The sequence below is a fragment of the Nostoc sp. DSM 114161 genome (assembly GCF_052692665.1).
Map to the genome: position 1 here is coordinate 8,585,045 of NZ_CP195141.1, position 23,117 is coordinate 8,608,161.

General features: G+C 38.2%; 13 protein-coding genes. 5 read left to right on the plus strand and 8 right to left on the minus strand.

Annotation, left to right across the window (positions count from 1 at the left end):
• Window positions 1-17: 17 nt before the first annotated feature.
• The 8 genes from NSTC745_RS35880 to NSTC745_RS35915 form a co-directional block, all read right to left on the minus strand.
• Window positions 18-1,346, minus strand: a complete 1,329-nt coding sequence (locus tag NSTC745_RS35880; RefSeq protein WP_445635278.1) for a phthiocerol/phthiodiolone dimycocerosyl transferase family protein — start codon at window positions 1,344-1,346, stop codon at window positions 18-20.
• 37 nt (window positions 1,347-1,383) lie between these two features.
• Window positions 1,384-1,689 (minus strand): phosphopantetheine-binding protein, encoded by a 306-nt coding sequence (locus tag NSTC745_RS35885; RefSeq protein WP_445635279.1) that lies wholly within the window; start codon window positions 1,687-1,689, stop codon window positions 1,384-1,386.
• Between the two features lie 180 nt (window positions 1,690-1,869).
• The gene (locus NSTC745_RS35890) at window positions 1,870-2,157 is read right to left on the minus strand and encodes a 2Fe-2S iron-sulfur cluster-binding protein (protein ID WP_445635280.1); all 288 of its coding nucleotides are present in this window, start codon (window positions 2,155-2,157) and stop codon (window positions 1,870-1,872) included.
• A 169-nt stretch (window positions 2,158-2,326) separates the two neighbouring features.
• The gene (locus NSTC745_RS35895) at window positions 2,327-3,625 is read right to left on the minus strand and encodes a hypothetical protein (protein WP_445635281.1); all 1,299 of its coding nucleotides are present in this window, start codon (window positions 3,623-3,625) and stop codon (window positions 2,327-2,329) included.
• Window positions 3,626-3,639: 14 nt separating this feature from the next.
• Window positions 3,640-5,301, minus strand: a complete 1,662-nt coding sequence (locus NSTC745_RS35900; RefSeq protein WP_445635282.1) for a PfaD family polyunsaturated fatty acid/polyketide biosynthesis protein — start codon at window positions 5,299-5,301, stop codon at window positions 3,640-3,642.
• Window positions 5,302-5,352: 51 nt separating this feature from the next.
• Window positions 5,353-8,625, minus strand: a complete 3,273-nt coding sequence (locus NSTC745_RS35905; protein ID WP_445635283.1) for a PfaB family protein — start codon at window positions 8,623-8,625, stop codon at window positions 5,353-5,355.
• A 225-nt stretch (window positions 8,626-8,850) separates the two neighbouring features.
• Window positions 8,851-15,936: an SDR family NAD(P)-dependent oxidoreductase gene (locus NSTC745_RS35910; protein WP_445635284.1), complete on the minus strand. Its 7,086-nt coding sequence runs from the start codon at window positions 15,934-15,936 to the stop codon at window positions 8,851-8,853.
• Between the two features lie 628 nt (window positions 15,937-16,564).
• Window positions 16,565-16,963, minus strand: coding sequence for a hypothetical protein (locus NSTC745_RS35915; protein ID WP_445635285.1), 399 nt, complete (start codon window positions 16,961-16,963; stop codon window positions 16,565-16,567).
• Window positions 16,964-17,595: 632 nt separating this feature from the next.
• Here NSTC745_RS35915 and NSTC745_RS35920 point away from each other — a divergent pair.
• From NSTC745_RS35920 to NSTC745_RS35940, 5 genes are all read left to right on the plus strand, one after another.
• Complete coding sequence (locus NSTC745_RS35920) at window positions 17,596-17,919, plus strand: hypothetical protein (RefSeq protein ID WP_073640979.1); 324 nt, start codon at window positions 17,596-17,598, stop codon at window positions 17,917-17,919.
• Window positions 17,920-18,178: 259 nt separating this feature from the next.
• Window positions 18,179-19,396 carry an ABC exporter membrane fusion protein gene (locus NSTC745_RS35925; RefSeq protein WP_445635286.1) on the plus strand — a complete coding sequence of 406 codons (1,218 nt, stop codon included), beginning with the start codon at window positions 18,179-18,181 and terminating at the stop codon, window positions 19,394-19,396.
• A gap of 162 nt (window positions 19,397-19,558) precedes the next feature.
• Window positions 19,559-20,731 carry an ABC transporter permease DevC gene (gene devC / locus NSTC745_RS35930; RefSeq protein ID WP_445635287.1) on the plus strand — a complete coding sequence of 391 codons (1,173 nt, stop codon included), beginning with the start codon at window positions 19,559-19,561 and terminating at the stop codon, window positions 20,729-20,731.
• 21 nt (window positions 20,732-20,752) lie between these two features.
• Entirely contained in the window at window positions 20,753-21,445 is a 693-nt protein-coding gene (locus NSTC745_RS35935) for a DevA family ABC transporter ATP-binding protein (protein WP_445635288.1), read from the plus strand.
• A gap of 881 nt (window positions 21,446-22,326) precedes the next feature.
• Window positions 22,327-23,097 carry a WGxxGxxG-CTERM domain-containing protein gene (locus NSTC745_RS35940; protein ID WP_445635289.1) on the plus strand — a complete coding sequence of 257 codons (771 nt, stop codon included), beginning with the start codon at window positions 22,327-22,329 and terminating at the stop codon, window positions 23,095-23,097.
• Window positions 23,098-23,117: the final 20 nt, after the last annotated feature.

The window sequence follows — 23,117 nt, forward strand, 5'->3', positions numbered from 1 at the left end:
TTGCTAAAGTGATATTTTTATATTCGGAAAAAATTATCGTTTAAATTGCAAATATCAAAAATATTAGACATGAGATCGTCCACAAGATGCTCCATAGTATTTTTACTAATTGATGGTTGAGAAAATGCAAAATTTAAAAGCATTTTTCCTTGGAATGTGGAAACATGGATCGCGAAAATACCTGCAAAAAGACTATTAGAACTGATGAAACTGATTTCTTCGAGTTCAAAATTACCGTAATTTCTGGGGATATTAATTTTACCAACATTAGAAACAGACACTGTGGCGGCTATTTTTTTAGGGGAAATGCAACAAAAATTTATAAGGTTTTTAGCAATTAAAACCATTCTAAAAAGCTCGCCGTGCTTTCTACTCACTTCCAGCTTATATTGTACTTCTCTAGCTAATTCCCAAAATGAACTGTTTGGTTTTATGACGTGAAATTGCATGAGAGAAGAGGCTAATATAGCTAGATGTTCATCACTAATCGCCGGTTCTAAATGCCTTCTTAAATCGAGATAAGATAAACAATTTACTCTTATATCTTTTCTACGACCTTTAGTTATTGTTCTAGCTACTGTCAACATCATTGCAGCACATAAAGCGTTGTGTACTGTTGTATTTTCTTGTCTACAGCAACTTACAAACTTTTGGGTTAACTCTTGGTCAAGTTTTCTGTGGATAATATTACAACTACGCTTTGCAATAGGCACATATTTTTCAAAACCTAATGTTTTTGGTCGATTCCAAATTTCTTGTAAGCCAACTTGTAACAAAAAAATCGCACTATTTATCCTACCTCTGAACCCCTTAGCCCATTGAGGCATTAATTCTTCAATGGGCGGAAGTGGAGTTAAGCTAGTAACTGAATTAATTGGTTCGCCTGACACAATTTTTTGGCAAAAAGTTAAGATTTCCGAGTGAAGCCGGATGCATGATAAACCATCTGCGATCGCATGGTGTACTGTTGTAATCAAATAGTTTATAGGCTCATCACCTAAAACATAGACAATAACCACTCTTAGCAGGCTTTTGCTACTATCAATTACCTCGTTCATCTCTTGACAAACAACTTCTTGCCACTGGTAATTATCTAACGCTTTGACAAGGCGTAAAGGAATCTTTACTGTTTCTTGAGTTTGAAAGCTGAGACTATTCCGAGAACGCACAATTCGGGAATTAAGACGAGGATGGCGACATTGAATTATCTCCAAAGCCTGTATCATAGTTTCTTCATCTATATAGCCATTGATACGGCTAATAGTTACTATGTTCCAGGTTTTAGCACGGCTATTTAAAATTTCCATAGCCTGTTCGAGGCGTCCCAGCTTTCTGTTGTAAATCATTTGAATTTTGATGACTGTTCAAGAACAGTTTTGACGTTTAAATCTCAAAAATTTCTGACTGTGAAGCTTTACATTCTTCGGCTAAACGTTCAGATAATGTTTCAATAGTGGGGTAGCGCCACAATAAAATTGGAGATAATTCAAAACCAAACAACTTCTCAGCTTTGCTAACAAGAAGCATTGCTTGTGCTGACTCTAAACCGTAACTATCTAAAGGCTGCCGCACATCTATATCTTTTGGCTCGACTCCCAATTGCTCTGCAATATGAGAAACTATCCAAGCTTGAATTTCTTGTGCGCTATAAGACTGCTTTTTAATTGTTTCAGGAGTAGACTGGCTCATTTTCACACCTTTAAATTTATGAGGAAATAGATTTAGCGATCGCTACTATTTAGTCTGTCGATTGTTGAATTTTGGACACTATATATCGATGCAGAAAATCTCTCTTGCTGTAGTTATAGACGAAAGTTACATCTATTTCATGTCCGCCAAATATATATTTGGCTATGTGATAATTATCAATTAATTAGCTACCCGAATCCGAATATCACCTTCTACTAAGCATTGACAAGCTAGGCGAATATTGGAATTATCTGGAGCCAACACATCAAGTAAAATCTGCTCTTCGTCCATGATAGGAGCTAAATTTTCTATGCCACTCACAACTTCTATCAAACAAGTTCCACAAGCAACACTACGACAACCAAAAAAAATTGAACTTGGATGTTCGTCACAAATCTTAGTTAAACGTTGGTTTGCTTCGACTTGCACTGTTTTATCATCATCTTCAAAATGAATAGACACTATCATTGCTAGATTCACCCTGATTTTGAAAAAAAGTTAACAGATGTAGCTAATACCCCAAGCGTTTAGTACTAAAAAATCAGAAATTTTCAGTAATTTATTATTATTGGCATATTAGTTCATTAAATATTATTTTGATGTTTTCATAATTCTGACTCCTGAATTCTGATAACTATTAGGCAACTTCAAGAACCTTGAAAATCTCTTTAATCGCCAGAGCATCCTGATAACGCTCATAGCGATTACCCAACTTAGTTGTATTTAATTCTAATCCCAGTTCTTTAATCAAACGCTCTAGTTGCTGAGATTTGTATTGCCAACTCTTTTGCTCCATGTAACCGATGATATTTCGCCACTTTGAGCTTATATTTCTCCAAGAATCAACTAGTTGGCTGACATCTACCTGCTTATCAGCTAATTCTGGATGGTGCAGAGACATACGTAGTGAATTCAGCCCGATTCTAGTATCAGTTAACAACATCCCTTGGGCAGTAAGATCTAACTTCTCCAAATAAGTTGTGTAACTAGCATTAATATAGTCTTCCACAATTATTTGTAGGAAATACTTAACGAAATCTTGAGCTTCTGGAGGAGCTACTTTATACAGTTCTACCCCTAACTCAAAAGATGTTGTATAGTGACGTGCTTCATCTGTTAAATGACCTTGATTTAATTCAAAAGCTAATGGTTCATAATCAAAATCTTCTGGAGAATCAAATAAATATGCTTCGCTTTTTTTTAATTCCACATTAGCCATGTACCGATACAACAGAGTCAAACTACCCAAGCCACTTTCTTGAACTTTTTCGGCAGGTAGCATTCTCATGGCATCCCCAACCATAAACCGTAAAGTTCGATATGTGAAATTTTTACCTTGCTGTTGTGTCTCTTCCACTATGTTTTTCAGAAAGCTTTTCCCTTTCTGGAGATGAGACAGAATTGCATTTAGGTTTTCATCAAAAGTAAAACGAGTATCGAATTTTTCAAAATCTGATTGGGGTATTATACCAACAGTTCCATAGAAAAAACTAGGTTCATCAAACGAACTTTGAATTCCTATGTCTCGGCAGACCATATTATATACAGTTCTAAAAGACCAAATATGATCCATCTCTTCATTAGTTTCCTGATGAAGAATCATAAATTCGTCTGAGTATGGCACAAAAACTTTCTCAGCAATACTCATATTGGATATTAGTGACTGATATTCACTATTGGCAACATACTTATAAAAATTGGCAAAGAATGTCGCAGATAAAATTGCCTTTTGGCGACTATTAAAAGAAAGCAGATATTCACAAATTGGTATGGGTAAAGGTAGCATCCCAGGATGGCAATAGAGCTTTTCTCCTTTAATTCCCTGTTTGCTCATAGCTATAGCAATCGGTTTTAATTCTAAGGCATTACTATGTGCCTGCTCAAAAAGCTTATTTTGAATTTTAGGAATTCTGCGATCTATTTGTACAGTATTCATGTAATTTTTCTCCTTTATTGAAAGTTAACTGGGCGATATTCACTATAGGAAGCTGGCATTTGTAAACCCTGGATTTTTAAACTTTGAATCCGGTATAAAAACGCTGCTCCAGCCATTATGTGGTTAGCAACATCAACGACATGGCGATTTTTTGAATCAGATAAATAAGAACCTTTAACCCAATCGTTAAAGCTGCCCATAGCTGGGCCACACCAAATTTGGTAATCCATTTCTCTTCCTTTTTCACCAAAATTAGACCAACGAGATGATAATCCAAGATACCAACGGAAAATTAAAGCCATTTTGAGTTTGGAATTGTTAACAGCTTTGGCTAATTTATCAGGGTTGCGCTGAGACAAATAACTAACTGTTTCTTCCCAAACTGCTTCTAAGCTTTTTCGCAAAACTTGTTTTTCTAACTTGTCTATTTCTGCTAAGGGAATATCTTCAATTGAGTCATAATTTTTATATAATTCAAACAGTTTTTGCGCTCGTAAAGGAAAGAGAGTTCCTCTTTTAAGAACTTGAAGTTTTACTCCCATTTCAAACATATCTGCTGCTGGAGCCATCATCACATCAGCCATCTCGGCTTGAGCTAGCAAATGTTTAGTGTGTTCAGAAGTTCCAGCTTCAATACAAGACTGATTAATTGAACCAGTCACAACATAAGCAGCCCCCATCATAAAGGCAGCTAAGGCTGATTTTGGTGTAGCAATTCCCCCTGCAACTCCAACTCTAACTGGTTTTTCATAACAATATTTGTTTTGAATTTCATCTCTCAATTCCAAGATAGAAGGTAACAAACAAACCAGAGGACGATTATCTGTATGACCGCCAGAATCGGCTTCTACTGTAATATCATCAGCTACAGGAATTTTTTGGGCTAGGGTTGCTTGTAATTCAGTGATTAGACCTTGCTCAACTAATTTTTTTAAAACTTTTGTGGGAGCAGGTTGAAGAAATTTAGTCGCAACTTCTCTGCGAGAAATTTTGGCAATGATTTTATTTTTGATTTCGATTTGATTAGCTGCATCCAAACTAAGTCCAGCAGCTCGGTAATAGATGATGTTGTCGCTCAAATCTAAAAAGGCAGAAGCTTCTATTGTTCTTACTTGGTATTTAAGATACAAATCAACTACACCGCGTTCAATAGCAGGTTCGCTAGGACTGTGGAGTAAGTTAAAAGCATAAGGGCCTTGGGGTAAAGCTTGTTGAATACGATTAATGGCTGCTTCGACGCGACCAGGAGACAAGCCACCAGCCCCAAATGAACTCAAGATTTTCTCTTTACCAAGAGCAATTACCAGTTCTTCGGAAGCAATACCTTGAGCCATTGCTCCCGTGGCATAAGCATATTTTACACCATGAAAGTTGAGAAAATTTGAATCGCCTAACTGTTGAGTCGATATTGGTGGAACAGCTATTATTATTTCTGCTTCTTGAATTTTTTCTTGATTGTAAGGATATAAACGACCTTCGTTAGTTGCACCAATTTTTCCTTCGACTCTAATAATATAACAAGGTTTATCTAAATTTAGCAACTTAGATTTTATGCCTGTTTCATGAAATGAAACAGAATCTAAAATTCCGTGCCAAATTTGATTATGGTGATGAGGAGATTCTGAGATTTTGAGATAATTACCATTTTTATTTAATGTATTGTTAGTAACGCTCATGTTTTAGCCTCTATTTATGTAATCTGGCTGAAGAGAATTATGCAAATCTTATTATTCAAATAATTTTTGATAGCAAGCTATTTGCAATTGAATCATGGTGCTGATTTGTTTGAGCGATTCCTGTCGCGCTTGTAAAAAAACAACATGGGCTTTGGTCATCTGGGAAGCATTCTCACTTAGTTTTTGATAAGCAAGGCTGCGAAAGTTCAATAATTCGGATTTCTCAGCAATGCTGTAAGTGGTTAAATTGTATTGATGCTTTTCTTCTTCTTTAGTCTGAGTTTCGTTAGCTTGTGATTTTTCTACAGTTTGTAAATTGCGTTCTTTTAGCAACAACTGAGTAGGTTGCTTGCTATTTGGAAGATCGACTGGCTCTAAAATATTCTCTAGTTTGTTAGAGAAATTTTCAGCATTTTTGACAGGAGTTTCTGTATAAGTATTCATTGGTGTCGATTCCTTGAATTCTGGTAGTGTATATTCGTGTTTTCTCACATTAATCATTGGATGTAAATCTATATCTCCAATAATTTTTTGATTGCTATTTCTCAAAAATGTGTAACTTGTTTTATTACTGTCTAAAACTATATTTTTAACTTTAGACTGGCTGTTGTAGAAAGTTTTTTCTAATGGAGGATATAGTGGTGATAAATCTAGATGAACTCTATAACTCACGAGTTTTGCTAAAGCCTTAATAAAAGAAGTACAATCGTCTACACCTCTTTTATTAAGCGTTACTGTAATGTGTTCTTTTTGGTTGAGGACTTTATCTATCCATCTAGAACAGTTACTACCTGCGCCTACTTCAATAAATATGTTGAAACCATCTTGATAAACGCGGTTAATTAACTGAGGAAAATTAAGCTGTTGACAGAGGTTTTTAGCAATGTTGTGAGCAATAGAATGGCTGTCTAGTTTAATCGGTTTATACTCGGCCGCGGAATAAAAGATCGTTTCTGGTACGTTTTGGGTAGGTAATGTATTTAATCTCACAAGTTCATCGTACTCAGAACACATTGGTTCGCAGTGAATAACATGGGTAAAGGGAGCAGAAAAAGCATCACAATTGAGATTGGTAATTACCCGCTGACACGCTTGGATATCACCAGCGATCGCCACTTCTTCTGTAGTATTAATTAAAGGCAAATAAACTCGCTTTTCTTGTTTAATTGCTTCTCTCACGCGAGATACTGGACACATAACAATATAGTTACGCCAGAAATTTTCATTATCATCTTCTGCTTGAGATAATCCCCAATATTCCCGCACAGCATTTTTCGGGCCAGATAGCCTTGTCTTCAATAGAGATGATGAATTAAACCCTTCACTACCTTCTTGAAACTGAGTCCAGACACCTTGAGCCAACATCATGCTAATTTCGCCCAGACTATAACCAAAAGCACATTGAGCTTTTACTTGAAAATAATTTTTTAAAATGGCTGTCATCATTCCAGCACAGCCCATTTCTGATTCCAATACTGCTACTGAATCATCAAGAAATTGCTTTTCAATAACTTCTAATTGCCTATTGGATAATCTTTCTAAACTTCGAGGATAAATAAACTTTTCTACGTTGGCTACACGTTTATAAACGCTGCCGATGAGGGGGTCATCATAAAGTTGAGGAAACAAACGAAACAGATTTCGCCCTAGTCCAAGATAAGCACTATAAGCACCTGGATAAACGAAAGCGATTTTACCTTTTTGTCCGAGTGGTTTTGCTGTGAAATAGCTGCCTAAAGGAGTTTGCCAATCTTTTCCTGTCTCGAAAGCATTAGCAACACCTTTTAAAGAATGCTGAATTTCCCGCTGCAATTCATCTTGATTGTGTCCGAGAATTACTACAGCATAAGCCGCCTGTTGACGCTGTTGAAAAGTTGCAAAAGTCTGGCTAGCAGCAGTAGATAGGGAAGAAGAATTTTGAATAGTTTCTTGAAGAGTGCGGATTTGTTCTAATAAACTTGATTGGTCGTTAGCAGCGATCGCAAATAAATAATAAGGCATTTGCTCTAAATATTTGCTGCTATAATGCTTGTGGCTTACTTCCTCAGACAAAATTAGATGTGCATAACTTCCGTCTTCCTCTATCCCATTAATAGCAGCTATTCTTTTAATACTTCCTTTTTCTAGAAACCAAGGTTTTGATTCAGTAGCAACATAAAAAGGACTACCTTGCCAAACCTCTGGCATTTTAGGTTTAGACCAGTTGGGAACTGCGGGAATATAGCGGTGATATAAACACAATGCTGTTTTAACTAAACTCGCTATTCCCGATACAGCATAAGTATGACCAATATTTGCTTTGACACTACCAATTGCACAACTTAAATTGACTTCGCATGTGCGATATGCTTCAATCAAACCTTGAATTTCTAACTCATCTTGCTGTGCAATTCCACTACCAACAACTTCTAAATAATTAATCTCTCTTGGTTTGATATTTGCAAGCTCAAAAGCTAACTGACAAGCTTGTGTTACTGCTTCTTGGGGAGTGGGATTTATGGAATTTTCTAGGAGACTGAGAGCGTCAATTGTTGCATAGATGCGATCGTTTTCTTGTTTTGCTGTTTCGTGGAGTTTCAAGACTACAGCCGCTGCACCTTCACCTACTATCCAGCCATTAACATTTTCATCGTAACCGAGAGTGTTTACGCCTGTGTTAATTTTTGCAATTTTATTTCTTAATAAAACACTAGCGCCATCTCCAGCAAGCTCAACTGCACCAACTAAAACAGCATCTACTTCTCTAATTGCGAGTAGTTTTTGTCCAAGTTCTAAGGCTTTGAAAACAGAGTTTTCTGTAGCACTTAATGTAAACGCCGGGCCAGCAAAATTCCACAATTTGGAAATATAATTAGCCAGATTGTTTTCAATGTAGCTTGGATATTCATTATGTTTTTTAATATCTGTTTGTGGAAGTTGATTGAAATCCAATTCTGTAGCAGTCACAAGAATAATTGCTATTCTTGTTCCTTGAGGAAGTGCGGCATCTTTCAAAGTGCGATCGGCTACCTCAAGCATCAACAAATCTTGAGGATCGAAATTCTCTACTTCTTCTGGCGGGATTCCTAAACGTAAAGTATCAATTTCAAAATCTTTGATGTATGCGCCTAATGGTGCAAAATCTCCATCAAAATCAGAGTTCTTCAGCAAGTCTTCTTGTGTTTGTATTCCTTGCCATCGCTGAGGAGGTATGGAAATAAAATGCTGAGTTCCTTCATAAATACTGCGTTCAAAGGTATCTAATCCCTTGCAACCGCCGCCTAAATAGCAATCCATTCCTACAATTGCTATTTTAGGAGTTTTATTTTTTGCAAATTCTTCCATCACCTATCTCCTCAAGCTGATTTATAAACTTTTTGGCATTGCTGAATTTGAAATTCCAAAATTAACTCTTCTCAACTCTTACTCTCTGCGACTCTGCGCCTCTGCGTGAATGTCAATTCATATTTCCACTCACCAACGCCAATTTTTTGCTGTTGCTGAATCAAGTAAAATGTTACCTAGATGGAGAAAGATTCAGCAACGTCCGTTTTTAATTACAGATTATATTTAAATTTCATCTAGTTGCTTGGGCAAAATAGTTCCTTTGGCTCCTAGCATTCTGGTATATATTTTTCCTTGTTGATTATGGGCGATGACATCAACAAGCAAACTCGATTCTGTCTTGGATTTGATTTGACAGGAAACATAAAATGTTTCGCCAAATGGGACAGGGAGAAATTGTTCAAAAATTGTAATTTCTGAAGGTAAACAAGCAACTTGATGAAAATATTGCGACCAAATCCAGAATGCATGAATCTGCACATCTGTAATGTAGGGATTAAATGTTTGGACTGGGAATTGTCCTTGTTGTTGTTCTTTCGGCTCTGGCAAATAGCACTCTATAGTAATATTTTCCAGATTTGCATTTAAGACAGATTTGACGCCTTGAAAAGTAGCTCCGTGAAATAAAGTAGTTGCCCCATTTTGATAAAGTGATGAAGCGGTAGCGGTGATTTTATTATCCTGGCTTAAGTTGATAAATTCGTGTAGTGGGGCGTCAGGAATTTCCCGCTTTAGTTTCATTTGGCTACTGAAATGATAACGAATTTTCCCTTCAGGAGTTTTACTCCAGATTTTGGCATCAAAGTCTATTTCAGAGATACCATTTTTAGCAATTTCTTGCAAGTCTAAAGTATATTCATTAGGCAAATTTTCATCGAAAATTAATCCCTTCAAAACTTTATAGTTTGTGCAACTGAAGGCTTTGTAACCAGGATAAAGTTGTTCGCAGGTATTAGCAATCCATAATAGTCCACAAGTGGCTGGTAAAACTGGATAACTAGCAATTACGTGGTCTTGTAAAAATGGATTTGCTGCTAATGTTAGATGTCTGTGGATACGAAAACTTTTCAACCCATTTGGTAATTTATTGGGGATATATACCAAAGGGCTACCAATCACAACTTGCACGCTTTCTTGATTGGCACTAGCTAATTCCTCTGCTAACATTTTTGTGCCAATTTCAATCGGAATAGTCTCGATATTGCGTTCAGCAAAAGCTTGCTTTAATTCTGGAGAAACCATACCGCTATCCCAAGGTCCCCAATTGATTGCTACGACATGACAATGGGGATAATTAAGTTTGAAAAGGTGGGCTGATTTGTTGAGAATTTCATTAGCGATCGCATAATCAGATTGTCCGACATTTCCGTAAAAACCAACTACAGAAGAAAACAGGACTAAATAATTCAATTGATTCGGTAATACACACCGCAATAAGTTTTCTAAACCTTTAACTTTGGCAGCGTAAACTGTTTCAAAATCTTGGAGCGATTTTTTCTCAATCCGCTTATCAGCTAAGTTACCAGCCCCGTGAATAATCCCTGTTATCGCACCAAAACGCTCAACTATACTAGCAACTTGTTCAGAAACACTTAATCCATCAGTCACATCCACACTCAAATATTCAGCTTGTCCGCCCGCCTGTTCAATAGCTTGTAAGGTTGCGGCAATTTCCCGACTAGATGAAATAGCGTTAAATCTCTTCTGCACCATTGCAGGTGTCGGCTTTTCACCTCTAGCTAGGAAATCCTCCATAATCTGCTTTTTCAAATCTGCTTCACTCAAGTAGCCTTCAGCCCATACGGGTTCTGCATCGGCGGCGGAACGACCTAGCAGAATAAATTTGCATTGATAACGCTGCGCTAGCTCGATCGCACATTGAGCCGTTATCCCTTTGGCACCGCCACTTACGAGAAAAACCGATTGGGCATTGGGCATTGGGCATGGGGGGATTGGGGAAAATTCTTTCCCAGTCCCCAGTCCCTGTACTAACGTGGTTCGTCCTTGTGGGCTATATCCGGCTTCCACGATTAATAGATTGGGGTCGTGGAGTTCGGCGAGGATATACTGTGCTGATGTTTGAGGATCTAGAGCGGGGCTGAGGTCGATCGCTCGACAAAATACACTTTCCCATTCCTGATTCAAAGTTTTGGTCAACCCAAATAAGCCAGCGCCAATTGCACCAAAGTTAGTTTTTTGTCCCAGTCCGAACTCGCCATCAAGACGAGCTACAGTTACAAAACAACTACGTCCTTGAGTCGCTGCATGATTTAGTGGTTCTTTGAGATATTTGGCAATCAGAAAGACGTGGCGAAGAATAGCTTTTTCTGATTCTAGATAGCGGACACCATCGCTGCTATCGTCATGATTTGAGGGATTGAGATGGATAAATGCAGCGATTTGACCATAGTTAGTGGCGATCGCTGTTAACTGTTCTTGCAAATGCTCCTCGGTCAAATCTGCAAGCACCACACGACTAATCCCTTCTGCTAAAGGCAATTGTTGAGCAATCAAACTTTGGGGGAAACTTAAGACAACAATTTTCCAACCACGCTTGTACAAAATTTCAGCAAGTTTCGTCGTCGTCAAAGAACCATCATCGGTAAGCAAAGCGATATGCTCATCAGGTAAAGTGAAATCTAAAACATCAGGTTCGGGAAGATATTTCAGTCTGACAGGACTGCGAAGAATTTGGGATTGGGGATGGGGTATGGGGGAAGACAAGGGAGAGGGGAAAGACAAGGGAGAAAAATTGCTATCTTGTCCCCCTTGTCCCCAGTCCCCAGTCCCCAGTCCCTCTTCTATATATCTAAGAAGTTCCCCCAGGGTAGGCACTTGAACTAATGTTTCTACATTCAGCTTAGGTAGATTGGGATATAGTTCTGATAATGCTCCTTGAATCTCCACAAGTTTGACAGCATCAATTCCCAAATCTGTCTCCATATCCATCGACAGATCTAACATCGTCGTTGAATAGCCGGTGCGATCGCTCACAACATTAAGAAAATTTTTAGTGAGTTCTGGATCTGCTGAGTCAATAGATGGAGCCTCCTCACGTCTCCCCTTCTTTCCATCCTCGTCTTCCTTGCTCTCCGTATCTGCTTCAATCACTGATGCAACTCCAGCTGAGATTTCTGATGCGATTTTCGCCATATACTCAGCTATTTGAGCAAGGGTGCGTAGTTGTCCCACTTCTTCGGGGTTTGGCCTGGGCAAATCGGGATATAGTTCTAACAATGCTCCCAAAATTTCTACGCGTTTGATGGAATCAATTCCCAAATCTGCTTCGATATCCATCGTTAGCTCTAACATTTCCGTTGGGTAACCTGTTTTATCGCTAACGACATTGAGCAGAGTTTGACTCAGGGTATCTTGGTCAATGATTACTGGTGCTGCGGGTGTTACCGTTGCGATCGCAGTCTGATTTTCTTTTGGTGGGGTAATATCCCCAACTGGTGGTGCAGATATTTGCGTTGCAGTCTGATTTTTTATTGGTGGAGCAATATCCAGAACTGCTATTGCTTGATGATTTGCACCATTACTTGTGCCGTTACCATTAGTTAAAACTGGCTCAGTTTTACTAGCAAATCCATTGCTAGGTACAACAACAGATGCATTATTAAGAATCAGATTGTCTTCTTTTGATAATGGAACCGTCGGGCTATCTTGATAGTTTACTGGTGCTATTAGACTTTGTTGAATGGTATTGTTAGAAGGCGGCAGTTGATAATGTCGCTGAAGTAATTGGAAAAGGTCGTTAGTGTATTCTTGCTGATAGTTGAGATATTGCTCGTGGATGCGGAGACTTTCACCTTGATGGTCGTGAAACCGCATGATGCTACGCTCGGAACTGGAGACTATTTGTTGCTGTGTTGCTATTGGTGATTCGCTAAATTTACTATTTCCCCATAACCCATGTTGTTGTTCCATGAGTTGGAAGAAGGTTTTGGTATATTCTGTTTGATGCTTTAAAGATTGTTCGTGAATTTGTAAGATGTCATGTTGATGGCGATGGAATTCTATTAAGCTGTACTCTAAGTTATCTATAGCTGTTAGATAATTCAGAGGAAGTTCGCCACTAGTTTGTAAAGACTTGAGTTCGAGTTGTCCTGATTGCCCGTTCTGGACAGATTTCACTCCACCATTAACTGTTACTTTCTCTGTTGTTTGAGAGGGATTATATGTTACTGAGTTATGGTTATTGCCATTAGTGACAGAAGATTGATGATTGACTGCTACATTCTCTGTTGTTTGAGAGGATATTGGTGAGTGGGGTGTATTGCCGTTAGTAGCAGTAAATTTTACTTGATGGCCATTTTGCATAGCTTTTTCAAAAGACTGCTTGGTTTTTTCTGACACATAATTAGTGCTATTTAAGCGGACATTCAAAACCTTATTCGGGGAAACTTCTGGGATTTTCTGCTCTAGTTGATAGGGGTCTAAATTTTGTAAAGGTAATCCCGCAACGCGCAACTGGATAACAGCTTCCCTCAAAGAGCGATCGCTATCTTTGAGATGACTGGGATTTAAAGCTACAGCTAAATGAGGGCGATCGCTCAGAATATCTTTGACTAAGTTGGTGAGAACGCTTCGCGGCCCAAATTCAACAAAACAGTAACCGCCTTCAGCATAAATATTTTCAATTTGCTGCTTGAACAATACTTGACTTCTCAAGTGTTCTTTGAGGACTTTTTGAATAACTTGCGCTTCATTTGGGTAACGCTTGCCGGTCACATTGGTATAAACCGGGGTTTGTGGCTCGTTGAAAGTAACTTTCTCAATTGCTTTGGCAAATGGTTGCTGTGCATAAGCCACTAATGAAGTGTGAAAAGCTGCTGAAACTGGTAACAAAACTGTAGAGAATCCTTGAGTTTTCAAAGCTTCTTGTACATTAACAATTTTAGCTTTTGTCCCAGCCAACACCATTTGATTTTGAGAATTCAAGTTAGCAATACTGATTTCCGGGAAACTTTGAATTACTTCTGTAACCTGATTCACATCCCCTTTCACCGCTAACATAGCTCCAGCATCAAACTGGGGATCTGTTGGTGTCGCCATTGCTTGGCCTCTAGCTTTCACCAAGAAAAAGTAATCTTCCTCGCTCAAAACCCCCGCAGCCCATAAAGCGGTAAGTTCTCCAAAGCTGTGTCCGGCGACAAAATCCGGCTTGAACCCAGTTTGTTGCAATATCTTGTAGAGACCAGCGCTAAAAGCTCCAATTGCTAGCTGTGCGTATTCTGTTTGCTGCAACAGTTTCATCTGGGCAGTCTTTCCATCCAAATCGAACACAGGCGCAGGGAAAACAACTTCTGAAACCGGCTGCAAATTATCTGCGGCCAAAAGGCGATCGATTTGACTATAAGTCTGTCCCAACGAAGGGAAATTAATCGTTAATTCCCGACCCATCTCTAAATATTGCGAACCTTGTCCGGAAAATAGGGCAACTACTTTCCCTTGTGTAACTATGCCTGTTTTGCGGTAGTAAATACCTTGGGGATGCTCCCAAGATTCTACTTGCAGTTTGTTTTTCAGCAATTCAATACTTGTTTGTAATAAATTGCCCGCTTGGGTGAGAGAATCAGCAATAAACCCAAGTCTGGCATTTGTGACTGGAATTTCTAAAGATTGAGATGCTGCAATCAATTCTGCATAATGCTGTTCTCCCGTTTCAGATTGCAATTGATTTTTGATTGCTTGACAGCGGGATAACAATTCTTCAGGTGTTGGCGCAAATAACAACACTGATTGGGCAGATTTGTGTAAACGATAAGGGCGATTTTGTTGGGTTTTGTATTCTTCCAGAATCACATGATAATTTGTGCCACCAAAGCCAAAAGAACTCACCCCTGCGCGTCTTGGCTGGTCATTGCTGGCAATCCAAGGTCTGGTTTCGGTATTTAAATAAAATGGGGAATTCTCAATATCTAATTTAGGATGGGGTTTGGTGACGTTAATTGTGGGTGGTAAGACTTTGTGGTGCAAAGCTAAAGCTGTTTTGATCAGACTCGCCGCACCGGCAGCCGCTTTTGTATGTCCAATTTGGGATTTGACGGTTCCCAGGGCGATATATTGTTTTTTCGGATTGTTTTCCCCAAAAACTTCTTTAATTGAGCTAAATTCCGCTGGATCTCCAGCCATCGTACCGGTGCCATGTGCTTCAATCAAACCCACACTAGCAGGGGAAAATCCCGCATCTTCGTAAGCACGACGTAAGGCTCTGACTTGCCCTTCTGGACGGGGTGCATAGATGCTTTTATAACGCCCATCGCTAGAAGTACCAATGCCTTTGATGACTGCATAAATGCGATCGCCATCTCGTTCGGCATCTGCAAGGCGCTTGAGTACTAACATCCCCACGCCTTCACCTAACATCATCCCATCGGATTCTGCATCGAAAGGTTTGACATTTTGACCAGGGGAAACGGCAGGAGTTTTACTGAAACACATATACGCCAAAATTGAGTTGTCGGTGTCAACTCCCCCAGTCAGCATCATGTCAGCGCGATGTTCGACTAGCTCGCTAATTGCCATTTTTAAAGCACCTAATGAACTAGCACAGGCAGCATCTACAACACAGTTAGTACCGCCAAAATCTAGGCGGTTAGCAATTCGCCCAGAAACAACGTTTGCAAGCATACCGGGGAAGGCGTTTTCTTCCCACTGCACATATGCACTTTTGATTTTCTCGATAATTTTTTGTGTATCCTCATCGGATAAACCACTGCTTTTCAGGGCTTTTTCCCACACTGGATACTGCATTCTGGCAGTTAGTGGCACGCCTAATTGCCTACCTAGTGCTACACCTAAGATTACACCAGTGGCTTGATGATTAAACTGTCGAGATTCGCCGTAACCGGCGTCTTCCATCGCGGCTTTAGCAACAATCAAACCTAGCAATTGCGAAATATCTGTAACTTCCAAAATGTTGGGCGGTAGTCCAAATTCCATCGGATTGAAATTAACATCCGGGATAAATCCGCCTCTTTTACAGTAAGTTTTATCTGGCGTTCTGGGATTAGAATCGTAATATTCATCTATGCTCCAACGAGAAGGAGGAACATCAGTGATACAATCAACTTTATGAATAATTTTTTCCCAGTATTCCTGTAAATTTTTTGATTGTGGGAATATAGAAGCCATCCCAATGATGGCAATATCAACTTGCTGCCTTTGTGTGCTAATTTTGGTATTTAATGCTAAATTCTCAACCATAGTTTTTTTTCCCTGTATGAGTTTGAGTACAGCTTGCTCACAATTGCTTACTTCCTCTTGCAACTGTGCCAAAACAGCTTCAATTTTAGAAGCAGACATGAGTTTATCTTCACTAATGGATTGATGAAATATAGAGGTATTGATAGATTTAAGCTCAAAATTCAGGAATAAGCAGAAATAACTAGTAATTTACTGATTTTCAGTTTCCTTAGAGTCTTTTGAAAAAGCAATACTAGTATTTGTCCAGCCCGTCGTCAGGCTCGGCGCTGCTGAGAATCAATTGTCAAAATTCAGTTGAGAATCGTTAAATCAAGCGCATTATGATTTATGTGATTCTCTTAAACTGATTAAACTTCGCTATCAAAGTATGATGAGTTTTGAATTCTGGATGTTAAATCTTTAGGATTAAATACCTCTAAAAATAAGGTAGGTTGAGATTTCAGGCTAATGACGATTTTTATTGAAAATAGTAGAATATTTAAGTACATTAGCTTGACCTCAACGTTGCAAGATAAATTGTTAATCAGATGTACGTAAGAATTCTCTGAGTCAGAATTTGTATTAAATTGCAGCTTACAGGCAATATTAGACTGATTATGTCTTCATTACAATTGATATGCAACTTGGATACAATTAGATACATATTGCTAAATGAAACGTTTTTTGAGCGTTTGCTTCTACATTTACGATTCAAAATGCATAAATTAATTAAAAATCACACATGAATCTATACAGAATTGTCTTCTGAATTAGCATCATCATCTTCTTTACTGGTTATCGCCTGATGCTGAGCAGATGCTAAGAGCTTTTGCTCAAGTCTACTAATACTAATTCCAAGATCGGAAGCTGTTTTGCGTTTCCATTCTTCAAGCTCACAATCATGTTGATTGAGCCATTCACGCACCGCAAGACGGGCCATCTCAGCTTTGCGAAGTGTCTGGCGAGCTGCATGAAAGATCAGTCGCTGATTATCAAAGCTTGGCAATGAGAGCATGAATCGCTGTAGTTTCATCTTATTCAGTGTCTTTCGAGGGCGATCGCTATCACTCACATAACTATTAAAACTCTTTTCAAGTAGTATCTCATATCCCAAAAATACATTGCCAAAATTGCATACAAATTGCATTTATCGCAATCTAACAGTTAATAGCTGATAGTTAACAGTTAACTCTCGACAGCCACCACCGATATCTTTCACAACTCCAATAGGATTGCTATATAGCTTTTACATCTATCCAAAAGTTGATTTATTTAAAAATTTTTTATGTCTTAATCAATCAGTTAATTTTTTGGACAATTTATTGTTAATAAACAATAAATTTTACCGTCAAGTAAAATTAGCCACTGGGAACTATATCTAAAGAATGACAAACCTTGCTCAACAACAACGCAATAACAAATTAAATACACATTTTCAAATGCTGAGTAACACCAACTACATCAAAAGCTTCAAAATTTATCGAGATTTGCAATTATGTTGTTTTACTTTATGCAATATATTGCTACTAATTCATTAACAAAAGTGTTGCATATGGATTGCAATTGAGGATCAATCGGTTTATCCTATGTAATTAAATAGTGGAATTCAATACTGTTTGTTCGGAAAATTGGAGAGAGAAAATATAATTTATTTTGATTACTCAATTCTTCCATACATTCCTAACTCGACAGTATTAGAAGATGATTTATGCGATGATCCGTATTGTATGAAGCGTTCTGCATAATTAAACTGTCATGAAAATATAAGGGCTTGCTGGCATGAGACTATCTGAGCTAGATCCACTCATACCGCTAACTGAGTTAAGAGAAGAACTCTTGAAGTTGCCAAAAGGTTATTCGTTTTATGAAGAAGAATTGGTAGATTTCTTATCCAGACGAAGATGGCCTGAAAGCAATCGCCGCATCGATCGAACAACTTTTTGGCGGTGGAGAAATGATAACGGAATTGAACATCAAAAAGTATTCAGCAGATTAGATATATTGAAACTCTGCCAAATTTGCGATCACTATCGAATAGATGGAACTCGCAGCGAATACTTAGCGATCGTTAAAAGTAAAAAAGAGGCAGTGCTAAATAAATAAAATCAGAATTCAGAATTCAGAATTCAGAAGCCAGAATTAAAAAAAATAAAGTTATAGATGCTCCGCGATCGCAGTAGCTGGAAAATCGAGGGTGTTACAACTATTTGATTTTCTAAAAATTCTGAACTTAGGGTGTCTAAATCTGGCAAGTTCGCTGATTCTGGATTCTGAATCCTTAGAATGCAATCAATAAAAGTAAAAAGAAAAAATTCTGAATTCTTCTTTCTTTTACCTTGTTCGGTAACTTGAAAATATACTTATGGTACCAAAGCAAAAAGAGTCGTTTATTAAACCATTCATTAAACCTATGGGTTGGTCTTCAGCCATGTTGGCAGGTATTATGGCTGTAGCTACTGGTGGAGTTTCACTTTATACTTTTTCAAAATTCCAATTGTCTTCTAAAGTAGAGCCTGTAGCTACTCCAAGTAGTTCTTCTAGAATGACTGCTGTTTCTGCCTTAGGACGTTTAGAACCTCAAGGAGAAGTTATTCGCCTGTCTGCTCCCGACTCCCAGGCAGGCGTTCGAGTCACAAAACTGTTGGTAAATAAAGGAGATAGGGTGCGGGAGGGGCAAATAGTTGCACTTCTTGATACTTACTTTCCTCGTCTTGCAGCCCTAGAAAAAGCTCAACGACAGGTTTTAGTTGCCCAAGCTAGTTTCAATCAAGTAAAAGCGGGGGCAAAAAGTGGAGATATCTCTGCACAAGAAGCAACCATCGCTCGCCTAGAAGCTGAGTTGGAGGGAGAAACTTCTGCACAACAAGCAACCATCGCTCGCTTGGAGGCTGAGTGGCGTAACGCTGAAAGCGAAAACCAGCGATATCAGCAGTTATATAAAGATGGTGCGATTTCTGCTTCCGATGCAGATGCTAAACGTTTGCGAGTCGATACTGTTCAACAGCAGCTCAATGAAGCTAAAGCCTCTCTGCGTCGGACTATCGAAACTCTACAAAAGCAATTAATCGAGGCCAAAGCCAGACTCAAGAGTATTGCCGAAGTCCGTCCCACCGATATTGCAGCAGCAGAAGCTGATGTTGATAGTGCGATCGCCTCTGTCAAACAAGCTCAGGCGGAATGGGATTTAAGTGTGGTGCGATCGCCCATAACCGGACAAATCATGAAAATTAATACTTGGCCTGGAGAAATTATCGGCACTATGGGAATAGCTGATATAGGTCGCACACAACAAATGTATGTCGTTGCAGAAGTTTATGAAACTGATATCCAAAAAGTGCGTCTAGGTCAATCAGCGATTATTACTAGCGATGCTTTTCCAGGAAAATTACAAGGAAAAGTTGCTGATATTGGTTTACAAGTAGGGAAACAAAATATCTTTAATAACGCTATCCAATCAGACACAGATAACAAAATAGTTGATGTCAAAATTCGTATTGATAACCCAGTAGATAATAATAAAGCTGCTAGTTTGAGTGACTTACAAGTAGAGGTAATGATTTCTCTTGAAGGCAAGAATTAAAAATTGAAAATTTAGAAACCTTTGATACCCAAGTTTAATAATCAATAAGCATCGATAAATCAGGGAAATGTTAGATAAGCACGAATAATAACTCCAAATCAAAAATTAACAGCCAATAGTCAGTACTTACAATGACTAATTTCTATGTTTGAGGTTAACTAAATGATTCTCAATATACCTCTGGCTTGGCTACAACTAGCCCGACAAAGAATTCGCTTTCTTGTAGCTTTGGCTGGGATTGCTTTTGTCGCAGTTCTTATGTTTATGCAAATTGGTTTCCAAGATGCTCTCTATGACAGTGCTACACAGTTACATAATAATTTAAAAGGAGATTTATTTTTAATTAGTGCCCAATATAAATCTCTGACATCGAATCAAAGCTTTTCTCGTGCATATTTATATCAATTAATGGGTTTTGAAAGTGTAGAATCAGTTAATCCTTTATATGTACAATTCGCTAAATTTAAAAATCCTGATAATGGGTTAAAATATCCACTATACGTACTTGGTTTCGATCCAGTAAAATCAATTTTAAAATTTCCTCATCTTCAAGAAAAATTGAATATACTTAGAATTCCTAATATTGTTTTATTTGACCGCGATTCTCGTCCAGAATTTGGAGCGATCGCTAAAAATTTTGAGCAAGGAAAAACTGTAAAAGTTGAAATATACACCTATACTGGATTTGTTGGTTACAAAGTTAAAATTGGTGGTTTATTTAATTTAGGCCCCTCCTTTGGAGTTGATGGCAATTTAATTGTTAGTTCTTCAACTTTTTTGAGGATATTTCAAGATCGTTCGGTACAAAACATAGATATAGGCTTAATTAAACTCAAATCTAATGCCAATCCTGAAAAAGTTTTGGCAGATTTATCAATTAATTTACCCAACGACGTAAAACTTATTACTAAAAAAGACTTTATTGCTCTTGAAAAAAACTATTGGTCTTTAAGAACACCCATTGGGTTTGTGTTTAACTTGATGGTATTAATGGGGTTTGTTGTTGGTGTAATAGTTGTCTATCAAATTCTTTATAGTAATATTTCAACTCATTTAACTGAATATGCAACCTTAAAAGCAATGGGGTTTAAAAACAAATATTTATTAAGTGTGGTTTTTAAACAAGCTTTAATTTTAGCATCTTTAGGTTATGTACCGGGTTTCGTTATCTCTCTAGGTCTGTATGACATTTCCAAAAATGCTACTAAGTTACCAGTGCTCATGAGTACTGACAAAGCAATGATAGTATTAATTTCAGCAACGTTAATGTGTTTAACTTCTGCATTTTTATCTACAAATAAACTCAGAAAGGTAGACCCAGCAGATATTTTTTAATTAATCTGAAATTTATAACACATGGAACCAAAGCATATTGTTAGGATCGCAAACCTCAATCATTATTTTGGCGAAAACAGAATTCGCACCCAAACATTATTCGATATTAATTTTCATATCAAATTTGGCGAAATTGTCATTATGACTGGGCCATCAGGCTCAGGAAAAACAACTTTACTGACTTTAATTGGTGGATTACGCTCTGTTCAAGAGGGAAGTTTAAAATTTCTGGGTCATGAGCTTTTTGGAGCTAGTAACGAGCAATTAGTTAAAGTACGTCGTCATATTGGCTATATTTTCCAAGCTCACAACTTATTAGATTTTTTAACAGCTAGACAAAACGTTCAAATGTCGCTGGAGTTACACAAAAATATTTCCGAATCGGAAGCTCGTAGCAAATCAGAAGCTATTCTCAATGCTGTTAAATTAGAAAATAGGGTTAATTACTACCCATCCGATCTGTCAGGAGGACAAAAACAACGGGTAGCCATTGCGCGTGCTTTAGTAAGTCATCCTAAATTGGTTTTAGCTGATGAACCTACTGCTGCTTTAGACAGCAAGACTGGCCGAGATGTTGTCACTCTGATGCAGGAACTAGCAAAGGAACAGAATTGTGCCATTTTAATGGTTACTCACGACAACAGAATTTTAGATGTTGCCGATCGCATAATCCATATGGAAGATGGTCATCTAGTCAAAGAAGTTTTACAATAGCTCAGCTCGAAGAAAATCAAACTACACTATTCCCGTTTCTTTTAAAGAAGCTGGGAATTTAAGTAAATTGTCATATATCCTTGGTTACAACCTAATCGATAATAAAAATATTCCTTGAGTCTCAAGTCAGACACACCTGGAGTATGAAGTTATAACTTATTAACTGAAAGAAAATATATAAATAACATCATCTGAATAAATTTTCAACATTTGATAATATGATGTTGCTGTTTTAAATTTTTAATTTTTTCAGATAACTCTAAAATTGTCAGTTAACGACATAAAATAAAAATTTATATGGTAAAAGATTTGATTTTTTGTTTGCAAGAAGCAGCTTTACAATTTATCTTTAATAAGTCTTCAACACCCAAAGATGTTTCTGAATGTTATATAAATCCCCCTTGTGGATGTAGTAATCCAGGGCAAAATATAGAATGTGAAGATTGTGTCTATCTTGAGGCTTGTTTATCTAGTTTTAAGCGATGATAGATTTCGTATTGCTGTTAATACAAACCAATTTAATAATAAATTAGCTCCTTTGATATAGCTGGTTTTATTCTGATGATAGAAGTCAGGAAAAATAGCAGAGCGTACTATAAACAAGAGTGAATTAAATCAATAGGCGATTCGGTGTGTGAGTTTAAAGTTATGGAGGTCTCAAAAATAAAAAATTTTACGTTAACGCCATTGTACAAATAATTAATTTCACGCCCAAAGCATGATTTTCTGAGGAAAATGTTTTTTAACATTTTCAACGTATATGGAAGGCTCATCAATCTGTATTGTCTAAATCTACTTCATAAGTAGCAGGTTGAGTAGGAAATATCGGTTTTCAAAATCAACAAATCACAGCAATCTAGAACATACAAGGAACCTTAATCATGAGACCTTTTGATTTATCTAAAGCTGTTTTAGCTAGTCTCTTCGCCATCAGTTTTGCTTCTGCATCCTTACCAATTTCTGTTTCTGCTCAAACCGGAGGCTCTGGTGGTAGCAGTAGCTCAGGAACTACCTCCGGTACTGGTAGTACAGGTACTGGCACAACTGGCACCGGCACAACAGGTACTGGCACAACAGGCACCGGCACAACTGGTACCGGCACAACTGGCACTGGCACAACTGGCACTGGCACCGACACCACTGGAACTGGAACAGGTACAACCGGTACTGGAAGTGGTATAAACGGTACAGGTACAACTGGAACTGGAAGTGGTATAGACGGTACCGGCACAACCGGTACTGGAAGTGGTGTAAACGGTACAGGCACAACCGGTACTGGAACAGGTGCAACAGGAACAGGTACAACCGGTACTGGTGGAACAGGTACAACCGGTACTGGTGGAACAGGCACAACCGGCACTGATACAACTGGCACAACTGGAACAGGCACAACAGGTACTGGTACTGGGACGACCACAGATGGTACTGGTTCTGGTATTACAGGTAGTGATGGTACTGGTACTACTACTGATGGCACAGGTACTAACAGAAATACAGGTGCCACCACTTACCAAGAAAATAACGATCGCGGTTCCAATTGGGGTTGGCTAGGTTTGCTTGGTTTAGCTGGTTTAGCAGGTTTAACTCGTAACCGGGAAAAAGCCAGAGCTTATCAAGATCCTAATGAAGTAACAAGTTCTCGCTATAAATAAGCCGATCGCGGGCTACACCC